Genomic DNA, 21411 nt, shown 5'->3' with positions numbered 1-21411 from the left:
CTGAAGGGGTCATGGCTCGCGCATCCCCTCGGACGCCACCGGCAGGATCCGGCCGAGGAGATAGGCGAGCACGGTGCCTTGGCCCACCTTGATGTCTGCAGTGACGGGCATGCCGGGCACGACATGGAAGCCGGCCGGAACGCCATGCAGGTTCACCTCATCAAGGGTGATGCGCGAGCGATAGAACGGCTCTGAACTGCCGGGACTCGCCGGAGCGGCGCCGGGGCGAGTTTTCACGTCATCCGTACCGACAAAGCTGTCGGCACTGACGGTGCGGACCGTCCCATGTGCCAACCCATATTGCGAGGCCGGAAAAGTGTCGAACTTGACCGCGACCGGAGCACCGGCCTGGACGAAACCATTGTCGTGCCCGGCGATGTTCACTTCCGCCTCGAGGGGCGCGTCGGCAGGAACCAGTGTGATGAGTTGCTCGCCCGACTGCAGCACCGACCCCACGGAAACCTTGGCGACCGTGAGAACGGTTGCATCCCGGTCAGCGCGCAGTTCGACCAGTTGGCGCCGGCGTTGCGCCTTGCTCAATTGCTCCCTGGCGTCGTTAAGCTTGTGTCTCTGTTCCGCCAACCTTTGCGAAACCTCGGCGCGCCAGTTCTGATCGTAGGCATCGCGCTCCGCCTGGGCTGCTTCGAGATCGTGGCGCGCACCTTCCGCGCTCTGCGCCGCGTTGGAAAGGCTGCGGGTGATTTCCAGTTGATTATCCAAGGCAGCCAGTGAATTGACTAGGCTGCCGACCTGCTTGCGCTCCAATTCCTTACGGATGGAGAGGATCTTGTCGGCCACCTTCTGTCTCGCCTGGAAGGTCTGCACATCTTCGGCGCTGCGCGTGAGGACAGCGTTTAGGCTATCGACGCGCTGCCGATACATCTCCTCCTTGAGCTTACGCTCCGACAACCGCTGGGCGGCAATCGCCGCCTGTAGCATCAGGTTCGCATCGGATCCGGCATAGGTGAACAAGCGACCGTCGGCCTCCGCCTGGAGACGCGCGACTTCCGCTTCCAGCATGGAAACCTGTGAGGCCAGACCGCCGACATCCGCGGCCGTGAAGGTGGAGTCGAGTTCGGCTAGGGTATCGCCTGCATGGACCTGTTGGCCTTCTGTGACGCCGATCGAGCGCACGATCGAGGTCTCCAGCGGCTGCACGACCGATATAGGCATCCGAGAGACGACCCGTCCACGAGCCGTCACCACTTTGTCGACCGGAATCAACCCCATCGCCAGGACCGAGATCGCGAGCATGAGCGCAATTGCCCAGACAGATCCACGTGCCAACCATGGGACCGGAGCAGTGACGATCGCCGCGGATGGAGATTGAAACTCCAGGAGCGCCCGGTCGGCCGCATCCTTTGTACCAATGACCGGCCTACCGGCTTCCGACAAAGGCAGGAGCGACATGGATGTGACCCTGGTGGTCTTGAGAGCGGTTCTGCTGCGACCAAAGCTGGCGGTAAATGGCGCAGCGGTCGAGGAGAACGTCGTGAGGAGCGATGTCGACTGCTCTTCCGTTGTCCAACACAAGGATCTGATCGCTATCGACCAAAGATGACAGCCGGTGCGAGACGATCACCATGGTCCGGCCGCTAGCGATGCGAAGCAGATTGGCGTTCAGCAGCGCCTCGCTCTCCGGATCGAGTGCGTTCGTGGCTTCGTCCAGGATCAGAATGCGCGGATCGGTGATCAAGGCACGAGCGATTGCCAGCCGCTGCCGCTGGCCGCCCGAAAGATTCGGCGAACCTTCCTCGATCAGCGACTCGTAGCCGTTCGGCATCCGCTCGATGAACTCCTCGGCACCGGCGAGGCGAGATGCGTTCACGACATCGCTAAGGACCAGCCCAGAGCGGCCGGCGATGATGTTGTCACGGATCGAACCCCGGAAGAGGAAATTCTCTTGCAAGACTACGCCGAAGCTCTGCCGGAGATGGCGCAGATTGATCTCCCGCACGTCGTTGCCGTCGATCTTCAGAGAACCGGTGTAATCCCGGTTTATCCCCTGCAGGAGCCGGGTCAGCGTCGACTTTCCAGACCCGCTGCGCCCGACGATGCCCAGCATCGTGCCGGCCGGTATTTCGAAGGCGACGCGATCGAGGGCGGGAAGTCGGGTGCCAGCATAGGTGAAGCTTACATCCTCGAAAGAGACCGCACCTGCGAACCGGGGTCGCAATCCTCCGGATACCGCATCCGCCTCCGGCGGCCGGTTGAGCACCGAGGCGGCCTCGACGATTGCGAGAGCCACTCCCTCGTAATCCTCGATGAGGCGCGCAAGTGCCACCAAGGGCTGCGCCACCCGCATGCTGAGCATCATGAAGGCGAACAGCGCGCCGACCGCGTAGCCCGTGCTGTCCTCGAGCGCCATGTAAGCGCCAATCAGCACAAGCCCGATAGACATGAACCGCTCGAGCGGGGTGATGAGGGTCTGGGGCCAATTTGCCAGCTTGCCGAAGGCCAGGCGCGACGTCCCGACATCGGCGACCCGATCGTCCCACAAAGCGTTCCGCTGCGGTTCAAGCGCCAGAGACTTTATCGTCTTGATACCGAACACGGTCTCGCCGAGCACGGAAGCCTTCTCGGTCTCAGCGAAGATCACCTCGGCAAAGCTGCTGCGCATCGGGCGCAGAAAGGCCAGGATGACAAGCATGATCAAGGCCGAGCAGGCCAGCACCAATCCGGCGAGGAAGGGGTTGAGGAAGAACAGGAAGGGCAGAAGCACGACCAGGGTCATGAGATCCAGGAACGTGGTCAGAAGCTTGCCTGTAAGGAATTCCCGAACTTTGTAGACCTGAGCGATCTTGTGCATGGTCTCGCCGGCCGGATGGCGCTCGAAATAGTCGAGCGGCAGTCGCAGCAAGCGGTTGAAGACGTGGAGATTGAGCTTGGCATCAAGCCGCGTGCCCACGATCAACACGATCAGCCGCCGGGCATAGCCGAGGAATGTCTCGAACACCGTTGCTATGGCAAGGAGCGCCCCAAGAAGGACAAGCGTCGAATAGCTGTGGTGGGTCAGCACCCTGTCCACGACCGTCATGACCAGCAAGGGCGGGAAGATCGTCAGAAAGCTCAATGTCAGCGAGGCTACCCCTATGTCCCGGAGCAATCGCCGCTCCCGCAAGACGAGAGAAGCCAGCCAGCCAAGCGTGAACGGCGCCTCGGCCGACGATCGAGCACGTTTGCTCCGCAACAGCAGAGCATCGCCCGACCAGACCTGCTCCAGGCGCAATTGATCGACGGCGATGGCCTCCGCGCCTGCAGGCCAATCCGGACTTTTGACGCCGACGAGATTTCGTGCCGGGTCTGCCCCAACCATCAGGGCGGCCCCGCCGTCCCTTAGGAACAGGACGACAGGACCGGTTTCGCGGAGACCAATGAGATCTCGCCAGCGCAACCGCACCGCCTTTGCCCACAGACCCGCATCCTGGAGCCATGCGGACAACGCCGCGGCGGACGGCGCCGCCGCCTCACGGTTACCGGCATAGTCGCGGGGATCGAGCTCTATGCCGTGAAAATGGGCCGCTGCGATCACGGCCCGAAGACGCGGTTGAAGCCCGTCCCGGGCCGATCGGACGTGCTGACTGGAAGCAGCCGCCGCCAATTGTTCCGGCTCCGCGGTGAAGGCGGAGCCTTCAAGCTGCGGAACCTGGCTCCCCGCGTCCGAACGCCGTCGGGCGAAGAACGCCACGAGAGATACTCCTTACATGAGCCTCTTCGTGATGTCAGCCAAACGAATGCGAACCGTGTACCGCTACTGTCGGGTGTTTGTGATCGTTGATTGCGCTCAATGTGCCGAAGAGACCATGCTCCTCGTTCTCTACGCCAGCGGTGAAGTAGATCTTCTTCGGGTTGCCGTTCGGCCGGCTACTGCCGGGAACGAGCGCCCACAGGTCGCCGATCGTTATCGGCTTACCATCGGCCCCGCGCAGCTTGCCCTCGAACTTGTCGGTCTTCCGATCGAAGGCATTGATCGTGCCGTCACCGAAATTCCCGACCAGAAGATCACGCGAGAACTTTCCAAAGTCCTTCGGCGCGGTCGCGAGCCCCCACGGAGAATTGAGCGGTCCGCGGGATGCCACGCGGTTCAGCAAATTCCCCTTGAGATCGAATTCGTCGACGAAGCCGTTCCCGGCGCCGGCGACATCGTCCTTCTTGTCGGCATCCTGCAAGGCGAAGCTGACGAACAGCCGGTTGTCGAGAACCTGCACGTTGAAGGGCGCAAAGCCCTTTGGGAGATGACGGTCGGTGAAACGTCGCACCAAGTCGAAATTCTGGTCGTAGGCCTCCACCTTCCCGCTTCTGAAATTGGCGGCATAGAGCCTGGCACCGTGCTTGGTGTCAGCAATCGCAAGCCCCTTGTACACGGCCCCTTCACCGCCGTTGGAGTTGTCGACAGCCAATACGGAACTGCCGCTGTTCACATTCGGGTTCCAGCCCGAGATCGTCCCGTCTTCCGTTGCGAACATGAAGACCGACGAACCTGTCTTGCCTCCGCTGGAAATTTTGAAGCCGTGTCCTGATTTGTTGAACACCTGTCCGGTCGGGCTCGACGGCTCCGTTTGTCCTGGAGGCGCGGCAATCGTGATGGCAGTATGACCGGCCACCGTCTGGGGATTTCCCCTACCGTCATAGATCGTCGTCACGCCTGTGCCGTTATCCGACACCCAGAACCGATTAGGGGCGGGCGTTGAGACTCCCCAGGGATTGATGAGGTTCGGGTCGATCACCGGTGCTTGGACAAACCCGTCCGAGACGAGGTTCGTCTGGGCGAAGGTTGTCTTTTGCGCATGGGGGCGAGAATGAGCAACGGTATCCATTGAACTTCTCCTGTTGTCTTGGCCGCATGACGCAGAACTGATCGCTCTGCCGCCTTTCGAGAGGCGTCATGCGGCGCCCGCAGGGCGGGTCCATTGGTCCTTGGCAGGCGGTGTGCTTCAATCCCTAGCTCGTCCGAAGTTTGCATCCTTCGGTGGCGCTGGCGGCCGGTCGCGGCCAAGGGAGAATCCGCGACCAAATTTGACAATGCTACAGAGATCAAGGCGCTGCATTGACGAGGATCAATGTACTGGCTGGCGCGATACTCGGCTCGGCCGCGGCGCTGGCCGCGTGGGATCGATGGTCGAGCACCCGCGCTTGCAGCAGGGGCGGTCCTGGTCGGTCGCAGTAGGTTGAACGTCTGCAATTTTCGTCGCGGAGCCAGAAACTGCCAGACCGCTTTGCGGCCCAGATACGAATCGAGGGTTGGCGACGACCGCGCCTGGCCGGTGCGAATCCTTCATCCAGGAGCGGATCGATCATGGAGTCCTTGCGCCAATTCGAAAAGCTCATCCTTTGGGAAAGTACATTTCCCGGACGCTAGAAGGCGGCTTCGTGATCTCGCCAAAGACCTGCACAGCAAATTGGATGCGCGGAACAACCGGCTCTGCTGGAGCCTCCTCGTTTACCTAAGGCGATTGTCCGGCGCTTGGCGCATGCGGCTTGATCCGATCGGCGCAATTGGCTACGAACCCCAACGTCGGTTTCCGCAAGGAAGTAACAGGGAATTCGCCGCGGCTTGCCGCGAACCGAAACTGCCCCCGCAACTGTAGGCGGCCAGTCCCTCTCGAACATGCCACTGGGCTGCACTCCCGGGAAGGCCGAGAGAGACGATGACCCGTCAGTCAGGAGACCTACCGACGTCCGTAACTCAACAAGCCGGCGGGGCGTCCGGGGGGGTGTCGATGATGCAAGGCACGTTTGGTGCGCAATAGGTCCACGTTCTTTCGGGCGTGTCGCCGGTCATTGCCGTCCTGACTCGTACCTCCGAAGTCTGGCTAACTACCGATCGGAGATCTGTGCACCATGACCGTTTCACCTGTTGCCCTGGCCGTGGGCAGTCTGGGGCTTCTCACCGCCGTCGCGGCGGCTGAGCCAACGAAATACCCCCTTGCCCTCGAAAACTGCGGAGAGACGCTCACCTTCCAAAACGCGCCTGCCTCGACCGTGACGGTCGGCCAGGCTGCTACCGAAGTGCTCTATTCGCTGGGGCTCGGAGACAGGGTGACCGGTACCTCGGTCTGGTTCAACGAGGTCCTGCCCGAGTTCAAGGAGGTCAACGACAAGGTGGAGCGGCTCGCAGACAACGACCCGAGCTTCGAGAGCGTCGTGGCCAAGAAGCCGGAACTGGTGACAGTGCAGTTCATCTGGCACGTCGGTCCGGACGGGATTGTCGCCAGCCGTACGCAGTTCCACGACGTCGGCATCCCGACCTATGTCCTGCCCGCCGACTGCGTCGCCAAGGATAACACGATCGGCGTCGATGGCACGCGCAGTGAGCTGTTCTCGACCAGGACCATTCATCAGGGCGTGCGCGAACTGGCAGAGATCTTCGACGTCCAGGACAAGGGCGAGGAACTGGTCGCCAGCCTCACCGAACGCGAGAATGCGGCGATCGAGGAGGCCAAAGCGCTCAATCTCGAGGGTGTCTCGGCCGTGTTCTGGTTTTCCAGCGCCGAAATGGACATCGACCCGTATGTGGCCGGCCGCAAGGGCGCTCCCGCCTACATGATGGACAAGCTCGGCATCAGGAACGTCGTCGAATCCGATGAGGAGTGGCCGGTGGTCGGCTGGGAGACGATCGCCAAGGCGAACCCGACGCTGATCGTTATCGCCAAGATGGATCGCCGCCGCTTTCCCGCCGACGATTACGAGAAGAAGCTGGAGTTCCTGAAATCCGATCCGGTGGCCAGCCAGATGGATGCGGTGAAGAACAGCCGCATCGTCGTGATGGATGCGCATGCCATGGGTGCGACCATCCGCACGGTCGCCGGCATCGAGATGCTGTCCAAGTCGCTCAAGGGCTGCGGATTGGCCAAGTGAGCGGCACGTCTTCGCAAGCCATCCACGTCTCCCGTCTCGGCCGGGGGATGCTGGGAATCATGGCGCTGGCCGTCGCGGTGCTCGCAGGCACCTGCATAGGCGAGACGCCGATCGCGGTCGGTACAGTGCTGCAGACACTGTCCAACAAGATCCTCGGCTCGACCTACGCCATCGACCCGATCGACATGGGGATCATCTGGAACTATCGCCTGCCGCGCGCGATCGTCGCGGCCTGCTGCGGATCGGGCCTTGCGATCTCCGGCATGGTCCTACAATCGCTGCTGCGCAACGCGCTTGCCGATCCTTACCTCCTTGGCATCTCCGCGGGCGCCTCGACGGGCGCGGTGGCGGTGACCGTCGCCGGGCTCGGCGCCGGCGCGATCTCGATGTCGCTCGGCGCCTTCGCCGGTGCGGTCGCCGCGTTCCTGATGGTGGCCGTGTTGGCGCGGGCGGCGGGCGGCGGCGCGACGCTGCATGGCACCACGCAGATCGTGCTTGCTGGCATTGCCGGCTCGCAGCTCTTCAATGCCCTGACCTCCTTCATCATCACCAAGTCGGCCAATGCCGAACAGGCGCGCGGCATCATGTTCTGGCTGCTCGGAAACCTGAGCGGCGCGCGCTGGCCGGACGTCTGGCTGGCGGTCCCTATCGCGCTTGTCGGACTGTCGGCCTGCATCTGGTACGCCCGGGCGCTCGATGCCTTCGCCTTCGGTGCGGAGTCGGCATCATCGCTGGGCGTTCCGGTGCGCCGGGTGCAGATCGTGCTGATCGGCCTCACCGCACTGGTGACGGCCGTCATGGTCAGCATCGTCGGGTCGATCGGGTTTGTCGGACTGGTCATCCCGCATGCGGCACGGTTCCTGGTCGGCGTACGCCACGGCAGGCTCGGGCCGGCGGCTGCACTCATCGGCGCTGCATTCCTTATCGCGGCGGACGTTCTGTCGCGCACCATCATACCGGGGCAGGTCCTGCCGATCGGCGTCATCACCGCGCTTGTCGGCGCGCCGGCCTTCGCGCTGATCCTTCTCCGCGGTCGTCGCGCCCCATGATCCTGGAGGCGCGCAATCTCGGCTGGTCGGCGCGCGGCAAGCCGATCGTGACGGCCGTGGACCTTGTCGTGAACGCGGGGGAAACACTCGGCCTTGTCGGTCCGAACGGCTCCGGAAAATCCACCTTGATGAAGCTGCTGGCCGGCATTCGGCAGCCGACCTCGGGCAGTGTGCTTGTCAAAGGCAAAGCCTTGGAAGCAATGCCGCGACGTGAGGCGGCGCAACTGATTGCCTTTCTCGAGCAGCAGTCCGAAACAACAGAGGCGATCACCGTTAGGGACGCGGTAGAACTCGGCCGAACACCGTGGCTGACGCCACTGCAGCCCTGGTCCGCCGAGGACGATCGGATCGTGGCACAGGCGCTCGCCGATGCCGACATGTCCGGGTTCGAGCGGCGCTCCTGGACCACGTTGTCCGGCGGCGAACGTCAGCGCGCGCACCTAGCCCGCGCGCTCGCGCAGCGCCCAAAAATCCTGCTTCTCGACGAGCCGACGAACCACCTCGACATCCAGCATCAGCTCTCGATCCTCGACCTCGTCGCCAGCTTGCCCGTCACGTCCGTGGTCGCTCTGCACGATCTCAACCAGGCGCTTTCCTGCGACCGGATCGGCGTGATGTCGGGCGGAAGGCTGGTCGCGGTGGGTGCGCCGCACGATGTGCTGACGGCCGAGCGCGTCAGTTCGGTTTTCGGCGTCCGCGCCAGCATCATCACCGATCCCGCCGATGGCGCGAGGATCTTCCGGTTCCATCCCGCTTCTTCTGGCTGCAGCGCCCGCGGTCAATGTTGAGACACATGAGGTCAAGATGCTGAACCGCAATGCGTCCGGTACGATGGTGTACGAGCCCCGCCAAGGCCCCGGACAGCAAATGGCCCACGCTCACCTTCCTGGCTGCCCTGCGCCATGACCGCATCGACGCGCCCTGCGTCGTCGACGGCCGATCAACGGAACCAGCTTTGCAGCCTGGGTGGAGCAGTTCCTCGCATCTGCTCTCCAACCGGGCGACGTCGTGGTGATGGACAATCTCGGCTCCCACAAGGGGCCCTCGATCCGCCGTGCCATCCGGGGGGGCGGACGCCAAGCTCTTCTACCTGACGCCATACAAGATCTTTCGAAAGTGAACTCACTTCGTATCGCGAGGTGTCTTGTCGAATAGACCGAGCAGGTCGATGGGCAGCGGAAACACGACGGTCGACGAGCGTTCGCCGGAGATGTCGTGCAGCGCCTCGAAATAGCGCAACTGCATCGCCTGCGGCTCCTTGGCCAGCATCTTGCCGGCCTCGACCAGCTTTTGCGCCGCCTGCTGTTCGCCGTCGGCATTGATGACCTTGGCGCGGCGCAGTCGCTCGGCCTCGGCCTGCTTGGCAATCGCCCGGATCATGCTTTCATTGAGGTCGACATGCTTAATCTCGACATTCGTCACCTTGATGCCCCAGGCATCGGTCTGCTGGTCGAGAATCTCCTGGATGTCTGCATTGAGCTTATCGCGTTCGGCCAGCATCTCATCGAGTTCATGCTTGCCGAGCACCGAGCGCACCGTCGTCTGCGCAAGCTGGCTGGTCGCAGCCATGTAGTCCTCAACCTTGATGATCGCCCGTTCGGGATCGACGATGCGGAAATAAAGCACCGCATTGACCTTCACCGACACGTTGTCGCGCGAGATCACGTCCTGCGGCGGCACGTCCTGCACCACCACGCGGAGATCAACCCTTACCATCTGCTGGACGAAGGGAATGAGGATGATCAGCCCCGGTCCCTTCACGCCCGTGAAGCGGCCGAGCGTGAACACGACGCCGCGCTCATATTCCCTCAGGATGCGGATGGTGGCGAACAGGAACAGGGCAACAACCGCAGCGAGTACCAGGTAGGCCACATAGGCAATGGTCATTGCGGTCCTCCATTGCTTGTTTGTCGCGTCGCTCGGCGTCGGATCAGCAGGACGAGATCCTTGACACCCACCACCTCGGCGCTGTCTCCAGGACCAAGAGGTTCGTCGGCTTTCGCCCGCCAGCGCTCGCCCTGCGCGAACACATGGCCTTGATCGCCCGACCAGTCGATGACCTCGACCGGCAACCCGTTCATCGCCTGCGCGCCGACCCGCGAGGGCCTCTTGCGCGCCGCCCACAGATAGCTGCCCGACAGCAATGCCAAGCCAAGCGTCAAGGCGGCGGCAATGCTGATGACGACCCACGACATTTCATATCCAGGACCCTGCACCCTGAGCAGCATGGCAGCCCCCAGGAGGAACGCCGCGACACCTCCGAGGCCAAGCACCGCCGTCGGGTTGAAGGCCTCCATGACGAGGAAGGCGATGCCGAGCAGCATCAGCGCCAGGCCGGCATAGTTGATCGGCAGAAGATCCAGCGCATAAAGCGCAAGCAACAGGGCCAGGGTGCCGACGACACCAGGCGCCACCATGCCGGGGCTCGAAAACTCGAAGACGAGGCCGTAGACGCCCACCAGCAACAGGATGATTGCGACATTCGGGTCGGTGATGATGGACAAGAGCCGGATCAGCCCGCCGGCTTCCAGCGTCTCGACCGTCAGGTCGTTCGTCGCCAGCACGTCCTGCCTGCCGGCCACCTCGACCGTGCGCCCGTTTGCCTGTTGCAGCAGATCGGCGGGATCCTTGGCAATGATCTCGATGACGTGCTGCTGCAGGGCAGCAGTGGCGGAGAGACTGGCCGCCTCACGCACCGCCTTTTCCGCCCAGTCAGCGTTGCGCCCGCGCAGTTCGGCCAATGACCGGATAAAGGCAACCGCATCATTGGTCACCTTGGCCGTCATCGCGTCGCTCGACGGATTGGGCTCGGTCGCGTTCTTCTGGTTTTCGCCGTTGCCGCCCTTGTCGCCGCCGCCGCCAGGCAAGGGGGACGGCGGCCCGCCAAGTTCGACCGGCGTCGCAGCACCCAGATTGGTGCCCGGCGCCATAGCAGCCAGATGGGTTGCATAGAGGATATAGGTGCCGGCGCTTGCCGCATGGGCGCCTGACGGCGCGACATAGCCGATGACGGGAATTGGCGATGCCACGATATCGGCGATCATCTCGCGCATGGAGGTGGCCAGCCCGCCTGGCGTGTTCAACTCGAGGATGACCACCTCGGCGTTGCGCGCAACCGCCGTCGCCAGGCCTTCCGTCAGTTGCCGTGCGCTGGCTGGGCCGATGGCCCCGTCGATGTCGATGGTCAACGCCAGCTTCGCCCGGCCGCTCGCCTTTTCGGTTGAGGAGAGGGGAGCAAAGGCCGCAGCGGCCACGAGAGCCACAGCAAGAAGGGCCATACGCGCGATTTTCACGCTCAAAGCTCCATATACAGAGATATGGGCTCGATTTTGCCGAATTCCATGACGCGTCACTTGCCTGCCCCAAGCGGGCTGACGCGTCTCGTCACGCCCCACCGAAGCAGCCATCGACTGGAGTTGGAGACTCGTTGACAGCTAAAGGCTCAATTGGTCGCGCGACATGGGTAGAGGGCAGAGGACTGGAGTCTAACCTTTTTTCCTGGTCAAATATCCAGCTTGGCTCAGAAGATGGCCCAATTGTTCCAGGCAGACGGCATTGCGGCCGGGGCGGTCGTGTTCTGATGCCGCATCAACTCGCGATTTTTTCCTCCTGGCTAACGAAGGAGTCCGCATGGCAATTCTCGGGCAAGGTGCCCATCCGCGTGACGAACCTCTGACAGGCGCTCACCAGTCCCGGTGGGCCGCAGGTATACACTTTGGCTGAGCGGAAGTTCAGGGAGATATTTTCCATGAATTCGAGGACATTCCCCCGATATTGAGCATATCCGCTGACCGGATCGTATATCACCGGATAGAACGTGAAATTCGAGTGCTCTTCGGACATGCGCCTCAGCAATTCGCCGAAATATAAATCGCCCTCCTGCCTTACCGAAAAGAAGAGCTTTATCTCGCGTCCGGGCAGTGTCGCCAGGCACTCCCGCAGGATGGACATCGCGGGGGCCAATCCGGTCCCGCCGACGACAAGAATGATCGGTCCCGAGTGTTCCTTGCGCAGATAGGCGTTGCCGAAGGGTCCATTGAGCAGGAAGTGATCGCCGACCCTACTGCGCTCGAATATGTGCGAGCTGACATGTCCCCCCTGGCGGGAGCGGACGTGGAACTCCAGCTCAAGCGAACCAGGTCGACTGGCGAAGGAATACTCGCGTGGCGGCAGGCCGGGCAGTGTCAGCATGGCAAACTGTCCGGCCGCGAATTGTAGTGCCGTACCATCGCGCGCGACGGCCCGTACGACTGCAATGTCGTGAGTGGCGTGCTCGATATGCGAGATCCTGCATTCCACCTTTCGTGGCGTGTATTCGAGAGCATCGTCCTCGAGAAACGCCACTTCGCAATTGGAAACAGGACTGGCGCGGCAGGCCAGGATGATGCCGGCCGCCCGTTCTATCTCGCTTAACGCAAGCGCGTCGTAGGCCCGGTGCTTGACATCACCCGAAAGAAGTTCGGTCTTGCAGGCAGAACAGGTGCCTGAACGGCACGCATAAGGATAATCCAGCCCCGCCTTCAGCGCTGCATCCAGAATGGATTGGCCATCCTTCACATCGATCGCGCAGTCGAACTGACGTATCGAGACCTTATGGGCCATATGGTCGTCCCAATTTGTCGCGGGTTGAGATACTGGCGGCGAGCGCCGCCGGCATGTCGAGCAATCGTCTGTCAGCGGTTTGCGGTCATTGCCTTGTAGTAGATCGACTGGAAATGATGGATGCCGTGCTCGCTGTTGGAGGTGCGATCATTGTCTATGACCAGCCGGCCCTGGCTGTAGGCCTTCGAATGAAGACCGCGCTGGACGCTTTCGACCAAGCCGATATCCTCCGGCTGAAGAACGTTCTTGATGTAGTCCATCGCCGCGACCTCCTCCTCGTTGGGGGTCTCGTCTTCAAGGAAGAAGTCCCAGTGCTCGAAGGTCGTCTCCGGGCCAGTCGGCATGATGTGCATGAAGGACAGGTTTCGGCGGCCGGGGAAGGCGTTGAAGGTCAGGTTCGGCCACAGGAACCAGGCGGCATACATCAGCTGATTGCCCTTCTTGCTGGCGTCGAACTTGTAGGCTGAGTTGTCTTCGCGCGCCGGCGCAATGTGGCTCGAACAGATGCCGTAGTTTTTCGTCCGGTAGATCCCGTGGTCGAAAAGCTCGACCAGCGCCGGATGGGCGGGCGGGCAGTGGTAGCACTCCTGGAAATTCTCGACGACATTCTTCCAGTTGGCCTTGATTTCAAAAGTGAGCCGGCCAGCGAACTTCAAGGTTTCGGGGGTATCGACATAGCGGCGCACGTCATCCCCGAAGCCCCCCGACTGCTCGACGAGCGGAACCGCATCGAGATCAAGGTTGATCCACACGAAGCCGAGGAAGATCTCCACCTTGACAGGCTTGAGGCAGAACTCCTCCTTGGCAAAACCGTCCACCGTCTCCAGGATCGAGTTTGACCGCAGGCTGCCATCCAGGTCGTAGGTCCAGGCGTGATAGGGGCAGACGATCATCCGCGTCTTGCCCTCGCCACTCAGGAGTTGGTGGGCGCGGTGGGAACAGACATTGTGGAACGCGCGGATCTCGCCATCGCGACCGCGCACGATGGCGATGTTCTGGTCGCCGACCCGTGTTGTCGTGTAGGAGCCCGGTGCCTCAAGCTGATTGGCGGCACACACAAAATTCCAGGCTTTGTAGAAAATCGCCTCCTTTTCGACCTCAAAGATCTCTGGGTCGTAATAAAGATTGCCGGGAAGAGTGTAGGAGCGGCTCGCATCATCGGGGTTGAAGCGTTCCAATCCGAAGAGTTCCTGATCGTTTTTCTTCAACATTGGGTTCTCCTCCTGTTCAAGTTTGTGGGCCGGGGAAGCGGGCGGCGCGCCTCTGCGCTGTCTGAAGTGTGGGTGCATTGCCGGACCCGTCGCAATGGTGCCCTTTGGCACCAACGAACGGGCTGTAGAAGGTGATGTGATTGAGGCGCCGCGCCCGGGTATCGGTCCGGACGCGGCGGGATGTCGGATAATCTCAGCGCCCGAGAAGCGCTCGGCGCCCTAGCGGGCCCGCTTGGCCTCGGGGTTGATGTCGCCGAACAATCTCATGCCCAGATAATAGACCACAGCGCCGACCAGCGCCGACGGTAGCGTAGCCGTCGTATACTGGACCATTTCCAGGTTCGGGACGAACGAGACAGGGTCGAGCAGCGCGATATAGGTCAGGGCTCCCAAGACCAATGCCACTATTCCAGGCGGATTGATGCCGCCCTTGTACCAGTAGCATGATCGCTGATCGTGCCTGAACAGGGAGGGAACATGAAGCGTATCGATGCGCCTGAAGGCGAACCAGTCGACAATCTGCACCCCGACCAGCGGCGCGATGAAGATGCCGATGAAGGCCATGAACGTACCGATGTTGTCGTAGAAGGCGCTCGGGAAAAAGATGTCCACGATGAACATCGGCAGCAGAACCAGGAATGTCTTCAGCGGCCAGGACAGGAGCTTGTTCAATATCGGCACCTGACCGACACCGAGCGCCGCTGCGTGAGAGGCAACGACCGCAGACCCGAGATTCGCCATGATAACGAAAAGCAGCACCCCGACACCGGCCACAGGGCCGGCAACTTCCACGATCCAGATCGCCGGATCCGGTTGGCCTACGATTAGGCCCGAATAGAGACCGATCAGACCGATGGCGGCCCAGCCAAATCCGAGCGATCCCATGGATGGATAGACCGCCCTGCCGGCTTTATTCACCAGCCTGAACATGCTGCCCATATAGGCCCACCAACCGATCGATGAGACCAGCAACACCTCCATTGCAATCGTGTAGTTCATGAGGCGCCCTTGCGGAAGCGGAGCAAGTGGCTTCGCCTCGACTATGGCTGCCAGGCCATAGGTTTGAAACAGCAGAACGTACATCCACGTCCCGATGATGAATATTCCGGCTGCCACGATCACGCCGGTATATTTCAACCCCTCTGCTCCGAGCAGCAAAAGCACCCAGATACTGAAGGTGGCAAGCACCGAAGCGACGATCGCCACGCTGCCGTGCATGTCTCCCGTTATGAGTCCCAGTTGTAGCAATGTCGAGGAAACGGCACGTCCAAGGAAGATGATGAGGACGCAATTCCAGCCAATCAGGGTCAGGTATTGGATGAACAGGGCGAAGGCCGAACCGCGCGTGCCCAACTGCGGTTTGGTCGTACTGACAGTCTCCAGGCCATATTTGGTGACAGCCGGAATTTGAGCCAGACTGACCAGGAATTGGGAGATCAGACCTCCCGCCAGCATCGCGGCGGTGCCTGCGCGAGCATCTACATAATTGGCCGCGAAGCCCCCAACAACGAAAGACCAGGTTGCCACACCCGCTGTGAGCGATACCGCTCCAGCATGCCAGCCTCCCCAGGTGCGTTGAGCCAATGGCACCGGCCAACTTTCCACCGACTGATCGATCACATCGCCGGAAATGCCGCCTTTCATGCCCATCCCCAGATCAGCAGGAGTGCAGGTGCCACAATGCCGCTAAGACATAGAACGATCACATCCTTGCGCGTGAGCGGCTCGCCTGTGGGCATGAACTCCAGCAAGTCGATTCTATCGTCCGGACTCTCCGTAATGGCATCCGCCGTGAAATCCATCTGAGTTGCTTGCATTGGCTTCCCCTTGTTGTCGTGAATTGGGCTCACCTGCTGGCGTGTAAACGTTTCGCAGCCGCCCGTTCCGAAGCGGCTTGAAAGGCGCTTACGAGCCGGATCCGGCGGATACCGAGCCTCCTTTCTGAATCTGGCGCCGGTGCTGACGGCTATCGGCGGTCGAGGCCGGCAGGGTCTTGCGCTAGGGAACTCTCGGCAGTCCCGAGTAGTGCCGCAATAGTGCCGGATGGCACTACGCTCGGTCGGGAAAGTTCCAGTCCGCCAAGACCTGCAACAGCAGCGCTCGACGAAGATCGACGCTTTCTTTCACAATGTCGGACTATCAGTCGGGCGTGCCGGATACGGATCAGGTCTGCAGGTGATGGCGTTTCGGAAGGCCGGAGCGGCACGTGTCGGGGTGAAAGAGCACCGTTTCGCCGCGGTAGCCTGGCTGTCGAGGTTCCTTAGCGTGAATTGCGTTCGCCGGCCTCGAGCCGTGCCTTCAACTGACTGGTGAAGGGCATGACCGCGGAGATCATCGCGCGTTCGGACGTCACGCCGAACTTACGATACATGCGCAAACGGCAGTTCTTGATCGAACCCTTGGCGATTCCGAGCCTTTGGGCGATCGCGCCGGTGCTCAGCCCCTCAAGGGTGAAAAGCATGATGTCGCGTTCGCGCGGTGTGAGTTGATCGATTACTGCCGATGCAGCCTCGCCATTCTTCGCATCGGCGAAGCTGGTCTCCTCGGCGGCATAGATCAGTACGCCGCCGGGAGCTATCGGGTTCATCTCGTCCAGGGGAAGCAGGCGAAACGGTAATGCGATGTTGGCAACGATTTCGGCGGCATCGTGAGAAGAAGTTGCGTCCAGCAATGCCATCATACGGCGATCACGTGCCTCGAGCTCCCTCCAGCCCGGCGTGGAAAAGACGATCCGCCCCGAACGGTCGAGCACGCTGATGGCGCAATCTTCAATTGCGCGCCGATCCGCCATTTCGTGCGAGAGGTTGGCAAAGAGCAAACGCATATGGGTTTGGTGAAAGTCGAGCATGGCCGGGAACAGCCGCTGGACCTGATTGACATCGTCGCAGCTGAAGCAGCGATCGCGCCTTTCGAGAAAAAGGGAAATGCAGGATGCGCCTGGCACGGGCAGGAAGACGGCCAACTCGTCCGTGAACTCGGCCTTACGCCTGAATTCCTGGGCATAGAAATCCCGATCGATCGCCAGCGGCAACGCGGCGTCCATCGTTTCAACCCTCGCATGCGAATTGCTGCGCCAGGAACAGAGATAGGGGTCGCCCGAGTTGGGCTTCATCTGGAGATAGTAGTCGACCAGGGTGGCTTCTATGGCCTTGGTGTAGAGGACGTCCGGCTCCGAACCGGCACGATAACGAACTATCCAGCCCATGTCGTGCGGCAGTACGGCGCCGACGAGTTCGAGAAGGCGAAGGTGAAAATTGGGTTCGCCGATATCCCTTGCCAGATTGGTGAGCGCGACGAGGGTCTGTTCTTCATCAATCATCCCAGGTTCCTCGGCTAAGCGGGGATCCCAACATCTGAAAGGCGAACATGGCCACTCGAAGCTCGACCTCCAAAGCGGAGTTTGACAGCTTCTTTGAACGGGTCAACTCCTCGCATGAATATGCTTCCCCGAAAATCTCGAATGATTTCGGGGAGGTACGGAAAGCAGCGTCAACAAACCTCCTTCTGGTTGCCGTGGACCAGTTTTGCTTCAGCGGGCCTGAGAAGCTGCAGGTACGCCTCCATGGAATCGTCGAGGGCTTTGAGCCAGGGGGTATGGTGTTTGGGGGCCATGGTGCCGGTGAGTACGGAGCGGTAACCGTGGTTGCGGAAGCCCATAATGTCCTCCATCTTGTGGTGCTCCCACTCCATGAAGGTCTCGTTGACCTTGTCGATATCGAAGGAGGGGTAGTCAGTCCTGTCGATCAGCTCCTTCACATAGTCGCCCTGGAACCAGATCATCTGCTCGGCGTTCTCCAGTCCTTCCTCGCGCTCGCGCCAGGCCTGGCTGTGGGCGGCCATCTCGACCTGCGACGGCAGCGCGATGCGGCCCAGCATGACGTCGCGCGCGAACCAGGCCTGCGCGTCGAACATGTTGAAGGTGTAGAACTGGTCCTGCATGCCGAGATAGAACAGCTTCGGGTTCTTCTCCGAAACGACGCCCTCGTAGAGTCCGAGCGGCCACAGCCGGTTGTCGGTCTTCAGCCGCAGGTCCTCGGTCAGGAAAGGGAAGTAGTGCAGGTAGCCCGTGCACATTATGATGGCGTCGAAGTCGCGTGAGCTGCCATCCTTGAAGTGGCAGGTCTTGCCTTCCACCCGCATCAACAGCGGCTTCTCTTCCCAGTTCTCCGGCCATTTGAAGCCCATCGGCTTGGTGCGGTAACTGTTGGCGATGAAGCGGGCGCCGTACTTGTAGCATTGCGAGCCGATGTCCTCGGCCGAGTAGCTGCGGCCGATCAAAAGCACGTCCTTGTCCTTGAACTCCAGCGCGTCGCGGAAGTCGTGCGAATGCATGACGCGGCCGCCGAACTTCTCGATGCCCTCGAAATGCGGCACGTTCGGCGTCGAGAAATGGCCCGAGGCGACGACGACATGGTCGAATTCCTCGGCATAGACCACGTCCTTGGTGCGGTCGTGCACGGTGACGGTGAACCTGCCGGTGGCCTCCGAATAGGTGACCATGCGCACGGCGGTGTTGAAGCGCACCCATTTGCGCACGTCCGCCTTCTCCACCCGCCCCTTGATATAGTCCCACAGCACGGCGCGCGGCGGATAGGAGGCGATCGGCCGGCCGAAATGCTCCTCAAAGGAATAGTCTGCGAACTCCAGGCATTCCTTCGGCCCGTTCGACCACAGATAACGGTACATCGAGCCATGCACCGGATCACCGTGCTCGTCGGTGCCGGTGCGCCAGGTGTAGTTCCACAGGCCGCCCCAGTCCGACTGCTTCTCGAAGCAGACAATTTCCGGGATGTCTGCGCCCTTCTTCGCGGCGGATTGAAATGCTCTCAGTTGTGCAAGACCCGACGGGCCCGCGCCGATGACTGCTACCCTTTTGTCCATACAGTCTCCTCCGAAGTCTTTTCTCGCGTGAAAAGGCTTAGAGGAGGCGACTTGGCAATAATGCCATTGGTCACCACAGCGCCTCGACAAGGCGTCTGGAACCGCTCGTGACACCAGCGATAGGGTTGGCTGAAGGTCAGCCCGGCAAACCCTCCAGCGCGATGCGGATCTTCTGTCCCGCACCATATTGCCTGCGCATGGCACTGCAGCCGATCTCGTCTCTTCGGGCTGACGCCGGACACGCGGAGCATATGCCTTTTGGCACCATCGCTCCCGAAGTGCCGGGGGTATAAAGCTCAACAAATCATAAGAATGCGAGGCCGCGATGAATTCCCTAGTCCCTGATTACGGGAGGCTAACGGATTAGCCGGCGCGATCATACACCCTGCCTTTTAATCCGACGGCAAGATCAGACAACGAGAGAAGCGCGACAGTCTTTCGCCCGTGGAATCACCGAACCGCGGCCGCGAACCTGCCGGAGCCGGGCAGCTATATTTCGAAGGGCCCCGCCAATTTCAAGTTCTCGCATCATGTAGGGAGAAGCATTCGTGCAAAAGCCGGTCGCTGAATTCTGGTACGGCATCGAGGCCTGCCATCACAATGTCCTGCGTTTGCGCGAGACTTGGATCGACCCCTATCTCGCAGGAAACATCTGGCTCGTTCGGGGTTCGGAGCGTGATCTCGTCATCGACGCCGGAACCGGCATCGTGTCGCCGCGTCTGGTAATCGATTCCATGGTCAACAAGCCGGTCCTCGCGGTGGCATGCGCCTGCTACTACGATCACGCGGGCGGACTTCATTATTTCGCAGAGCGAGGATGTCATCGCTTGGATGCAGACCAGATCGCGAATCCTACCGATGAATCATCTGTCGTTTCGACCTACGTCAGTGAGGCTATGCTAACTGCTCTGCCCTACGATGGGTTTGAGGCCGCGAACTATCGCATGCAGGGTGCTCCGCCGACTGTATGCTTCGATGACGGCGACATCATCGATTTGGGAGATCGACGGCTGGAAGTTCTCCACGTCCCGGGAGTGACGCCGGGTAGTATGGTGCTTTGGGAAGCCGCGACTGGCAGTCTGTTCACCTGCGACACACTTTACGATGATCCTGTGCTGGAGCGAGATTTTGCGGTTGGCGACCCGATCACATTTGCCGACACTCTAGAGCGGCTTCGCGGATTGCCGGTCAATACGGTGTTCGCCGGGCATTATCAGTCTTTCGGACGCGAAAGGATGCTGGAACTCATCGATCGCATTCTTCGTGCGAAGCGCGCTCAAATTCAGTGAATTTGCCTCCAAGCTCAGGAGGAGCGGCTGCATCAGGCAAACGAGCGTTCAGGCATCTCGCTTCCCCGGTTAAGCTCCGCGCAAGAACCCTAAGTTCGCTTGAGGCATGTCCGGCGGCAAATCGTGCCGGACGCAGCCTACGTCCCGATCTTCAGGCAGTGCCTGCACTCCAGTGACGGGAACTAGTCGTAGATTGGGAACCGGGCGACCAATTCGCGTGCTTCTTCGCGAACGCTTGCCTCGGTTGCGGCGTTGCCTTCCTCGCCGTGAGCCGCCAGCCCGTCGATCACCCGCATCGTCATGCGGCCCACCTGACGGAACTCGTCGGTGAGGAAGCCGCGTGTCGTGCAGGCGGGCGTGCCAAGCCGAATGCCCGAGGTGACCATCGGTCCCTGCGGGTCGAACGGAATGCCGTTCTTGTTGCAGGTAATGTGGGCCCGACCGAGGGCCGCTTCCACAGCCTTGCCGGTAAGGTTCTTGCGACGCAGGTCGACCAGCATCAGATGCGTGTCCGTACCGCCCGAAACGATGTCGACGCCGCCGTCGGCGAGTGTTTCGGCCAGCACTTTGGCATTGGCGACGATGTTGGCGGCATAGACCTTGAAGTCGGGGGCCAGCGCCTCGCCAAATGCGACCGCCTTGGCAGCGATGATATGCATCAGCGGTCCGCCCTGCAGGCCGGGAAACACCGCCGAATTGATTTTCTTGCCGATCTCCTCGTCATTGGACAGCACCATGCCACCGCGCGGGCCGCGCAAGGTCTTGTGGGTTGTGGTGGTCACGACATGGGCGTGCTCAAGCGGGTTGGGATGGACGCCGCCGGCGACCAGACCGGCGAAATGCGCCATGTCGACGAACAGCTTGGCGCCAACCTCGTCGGCGATTTCGCGGAACGCCTTGAAGTCGATGATGCGCGGATAGGCCGAGCCGCCGGCGAGAATCACCTTCGGTTGATGCTTTCGCGCCAGGTCGCGCACTTCGTCGAGGTCGATGCGATGAGTGTCAGGTTGGACTCCATAGGAAACGACGTTGAACCACTTGCCGGACTGGTTGACCGGCGCCCCATGCGTGAGATGCCCGCCCGCAGCGAGGTTGAGACCGAGGAACGTGTCGCCCGGCTGCATCAGCGCCATGAACACTGACTGGTTGGCCTGGCTGCCGGAGTTGGGCTGGACGTTTGCGAAGGTGCAGCCGAACAACGCCTTGGCGCGCTCACGCGCCAGATCCTCGACCTCGTCGACGAACTGGCAGCCGCCATAGTAGCGGCGGCCGGGATAGCCTTCCGCATATTTGTTTGTCAGCACCGAGCCCTGCGCCTCGAGAACCGCCTTGGAGACGATGTTTTCGGAGGCGATCAACTCGATCTCGTCGCGCTGGCGATTGAGTTCGCGCTGCATGGCATCGCTGACGGCGGGATCCGCGTGCGCCACTCCGGTGCGGAAGAAACGATGTGCGCCGCCGATGCCAGGTCTGGTGGTAATATTCATGAGGCTCCTCCCTTGGGCGCCATGCGGCGCCATG

General features: G+C 61.3%; 17 protein-coding genes, 1 pseudogene and 1 riboswitch. Of the genes and pseudogenes, 6 read left to right on the top strand and 12 right to left on the bottom strand.

What is annotated here, in order from left to right; all coding sequences use genetic code 11:
• Positions 1-9 precede the first annotated feature (9 nt).
• From HUI96_RS23910 to HUI96_RS23900, 3 genes are read right to left on the bottom strand one after another with little or no spacing between them, the layout of a single operon-like run.
• Complete coding sequence (locus HUI96_RS23910) at positions 10-1410, bottom strand: HlyD family type I secretion periplasmic adaptor subunit (RefSeq protein ID WP_188257227.1); 1401 nt, start codon at positions 1408-1410, stop codon at positions 10-12.
• Positions 1379-3688, bottom strand: a complete 2310-nt coding sequence (locus HUI96_RS23905) for a peptidase domain-containing ABC transporter (protein ID WP_337918604.1) — start codon at positions 3686-3688, stop codon at positions 1379-1381. Before HUI96_RS23905 ends, HUI96_RS23910 begins: the two co-directional genes overlap by 32 nt.
• A gap of 34 nt (positions 3689-3722) precedes the next feature.
• On the bottom strand, positions 3723-4817 hold the full coding sequence (locus HUI96_RS23900) for a TIGR03118 family protein (protein WP_188257226.1): 1095 nt from the start codon (positions 4815-4817) through the stop codon (positions 3723-3725).
• 682 nt (positions 4818-5499) lie between these two features.
• A riboswitch (cobalamin riboswitch) is annotated at positions 5500-5691 on the top strand.
• Positions 5692-5841: 150 nt separating this feature from the next.
• Here HUI96_RS23900 and HUI96_RS23895 point away from each other — a divergent pair.
• The 4 genes and pseudogenes from HUI96_RS23895 to HUI96_RS29580 all read left to right on the top strand — a co-directional run.
• A complete protein-coding gene (locus HUI96_RS23895) occupies positions 5842-6858 on the top strand; it encodes an ABC transporter substrate-binding protein (protein WP_188257225.1) in 1017 nt (338 codons plus the stop codon).
• 47 nt (positions 6859-6905) lie between these two features.
• A complete protein-coding gene (locus tag HUI96_RS23890; protein WP_188257280.1) occupies positions 6906-7907 on the top strand; it encodes a FecCD family ABC transporter permease in 1002 nt (333 codons plus the stop codon).
• Positions 7904-8695, top strand: a complete 792-nt coding sequence (locus HUI96_RS23885; protein WP_188257224.1) for an ABC transporter ATP-binding protein — start codon at positions 7904-7906, stop codon at positions 8693-8695. Before HUI96_RS23890 ends, HUI96_RS23885 begins: the two co-directional genes overlap by 4 nt.
• 65 nt (positions 8696-8760) lie before the next feature.
• Positions 8761-9009 (top strand): annotated as a pseudogene (locus tag HUI96_RS29580) (transposase); the annotation flags it as partial.
• Positions 9010-9029: 20 nt separating this feature from the next.
• Here HUI96_RS29580 and HUI96_RS23875 read toward each other — a convergent pair.
• The 7 genes from HUI96_RS23875 to HUI96_RS23850 form a co-directional block, all read right to left on the bottom strand.
• On the bottom strand, positions 9030-9794 hold the full coding sequence (locus tag HUI96_RS23875) for a slipin family protein (RefSeq protein ID WP_188257223.1): 765 nt from the start codon (positions 9792-9794) through the stop codon (positions 9030-9032).
• Positions 9791-11200 carry an NfeD family protein gene (locus tag HUI96_RS23870; protein WP_337918603.1) on the bottom strand — a complete coding sequence of 470 codons (1410 nt, stop codon included), beginning with the start codon at positions 11198-11200 and terminating at the stop codon, positions 9791-9793. The genes HUI96_RS23875 and HUI96_RS23870 overlap by 4 nt, the downstream gene beginning before the upstream one ends.
• Positions 11201-11495: 295 nt before the next feature.
• Positions 11496-12509: a 2Fe-2S iron-sulfur cluster-binding protein gene (locus HUI96_RS23865; RefSeq protein ID WP_188257222.1), complete on the bottom strand. Its 1014-nt coding sequence runs from the start codon at positions 12507-12509 to the stop codon at positions 11496-11498.
• 71 nt (positions 12510-12580) lie between these two features.
• Positions 12581-13720: an aromatic ring-hydroxylating oxygenase subunit alpha gene (locus HUI96_RS23860; RefSeq protein WP_188257221.1), complete on the bottom strand. Its 1140-nt coding sequence runs from the start codon at positions 13718-13720 to the stop codon at positions 12581-12583.
• A gap of 219 nt (positions 13721-13939) precedes the next feature.
• A complete protein-coding gene (locus HUI96_RS23855; protein ID WP_188257220.1) occupies positions 13940-15364 on the bottom strand; it encodes a cytosine permease in 1425 nt (474 codons plus the stop codon).
• Positions 15361-15537, bottom strand: coding sequence for a hypothetical protein (locus tag HUI96_RS29140; protein ID WP_210320301.1), 177 nt, complete (start codon positions 15535-15537; stop codon positions 15361-15363). Before HUI96_RS29140 ends, HUI96_RS23855 begins: the two co-directional genes overlap by 4 nt.
• 443 nt (positions 15538-15980) lie before the next feature.
• The gene (locus HUI96_RS23850; protein WP_188257219.1) at positions 15981-16763 is read right to left on the bottom strand and encodes a helix-turn-helix transcriptional regulator; all 783 of its coding nucleotides are present in this window, start codon (positions 16761-16763) and stop codon (positions 15981-15983) included.
• Positions 16764-16778: 15 nt separating this feature from the next.
• Between HUI96_RS23850 and HUI96_RS23845 the strand changes: the two genes are divergently transcribed.
• Positions 16779-17057: a hypothetical protein gene (locus HUI96_RS23845; RefSeq protein ID WP_188257218.1), complete on the top strand. Its 279-nt coding sequence runs from the start codon at positions 16779-16781 to the stop codon at positions 17055-17057.
• 152 nt (positions 17058-17209) lie between these two features.
• Here the strand turns inward: HUI96_RS23845 and HUI96_RS23840 are convergent, their stop codons facing one another.
• Complete coding sequence (locus HUI96_RS23840; RefSeq protein WP_188257217.1) at positions 17210-18601, bottom strand: NAD(P)-binding domain-containing protein; 1392 nt, start codon at positions 18599-18601, stop codon at positions 17210-17212.
• Positions 18602-19149: 548 nt separating this feature from the next.
• Between HUI96_RS23840 and HUI96_RS23835 the strand changes: the two genes are divergently transcribed.
• Complete coding sequence (locus HUI96_RS23835) at positions 19150-19890, top strand: MBL fold metallo-hydrolase (protein ID WP_188257216.1); 741 nt, start codon at positions 19150-19152, stop codon at positions 19888-19890.
• A gap of 182 nt (positions 19891-20072) precedes the next feature.
• Here HUI96_RS23835 and glyA read toward each other — a convergent pair whose 3' ends face one another.
• Positions 20073-21377, bottom strand: coding sequence for a serine hydroxymethyltransferase (gene glyA, locus HUI96_RS23830; RefSeq protein ID WP_188257215.1), 1305 nt, complete (start codon positions 21375-21377; stop codon positions 20073-20075).
• Positions 21378-21411 lie beyond the last annotated feature (34 nt).

This window comes from Pseudaminobacter soli (ex Zhang et al. 2022) (assembly GCF_014595955.1).
Taxonomy (GTDB): domain Bacteria; phylum Pseudomonadota; class Alphaproteobacteria; order Rhizobiales; family Rhizobiaceae; genus Kumtagia; species Kumtagia pseudosoli.
The sequence above is the reverse complement of the archived record's forward strand: the minus strand, read 5'-3'. Positions and strand labels throughout refer to the sequence as shown.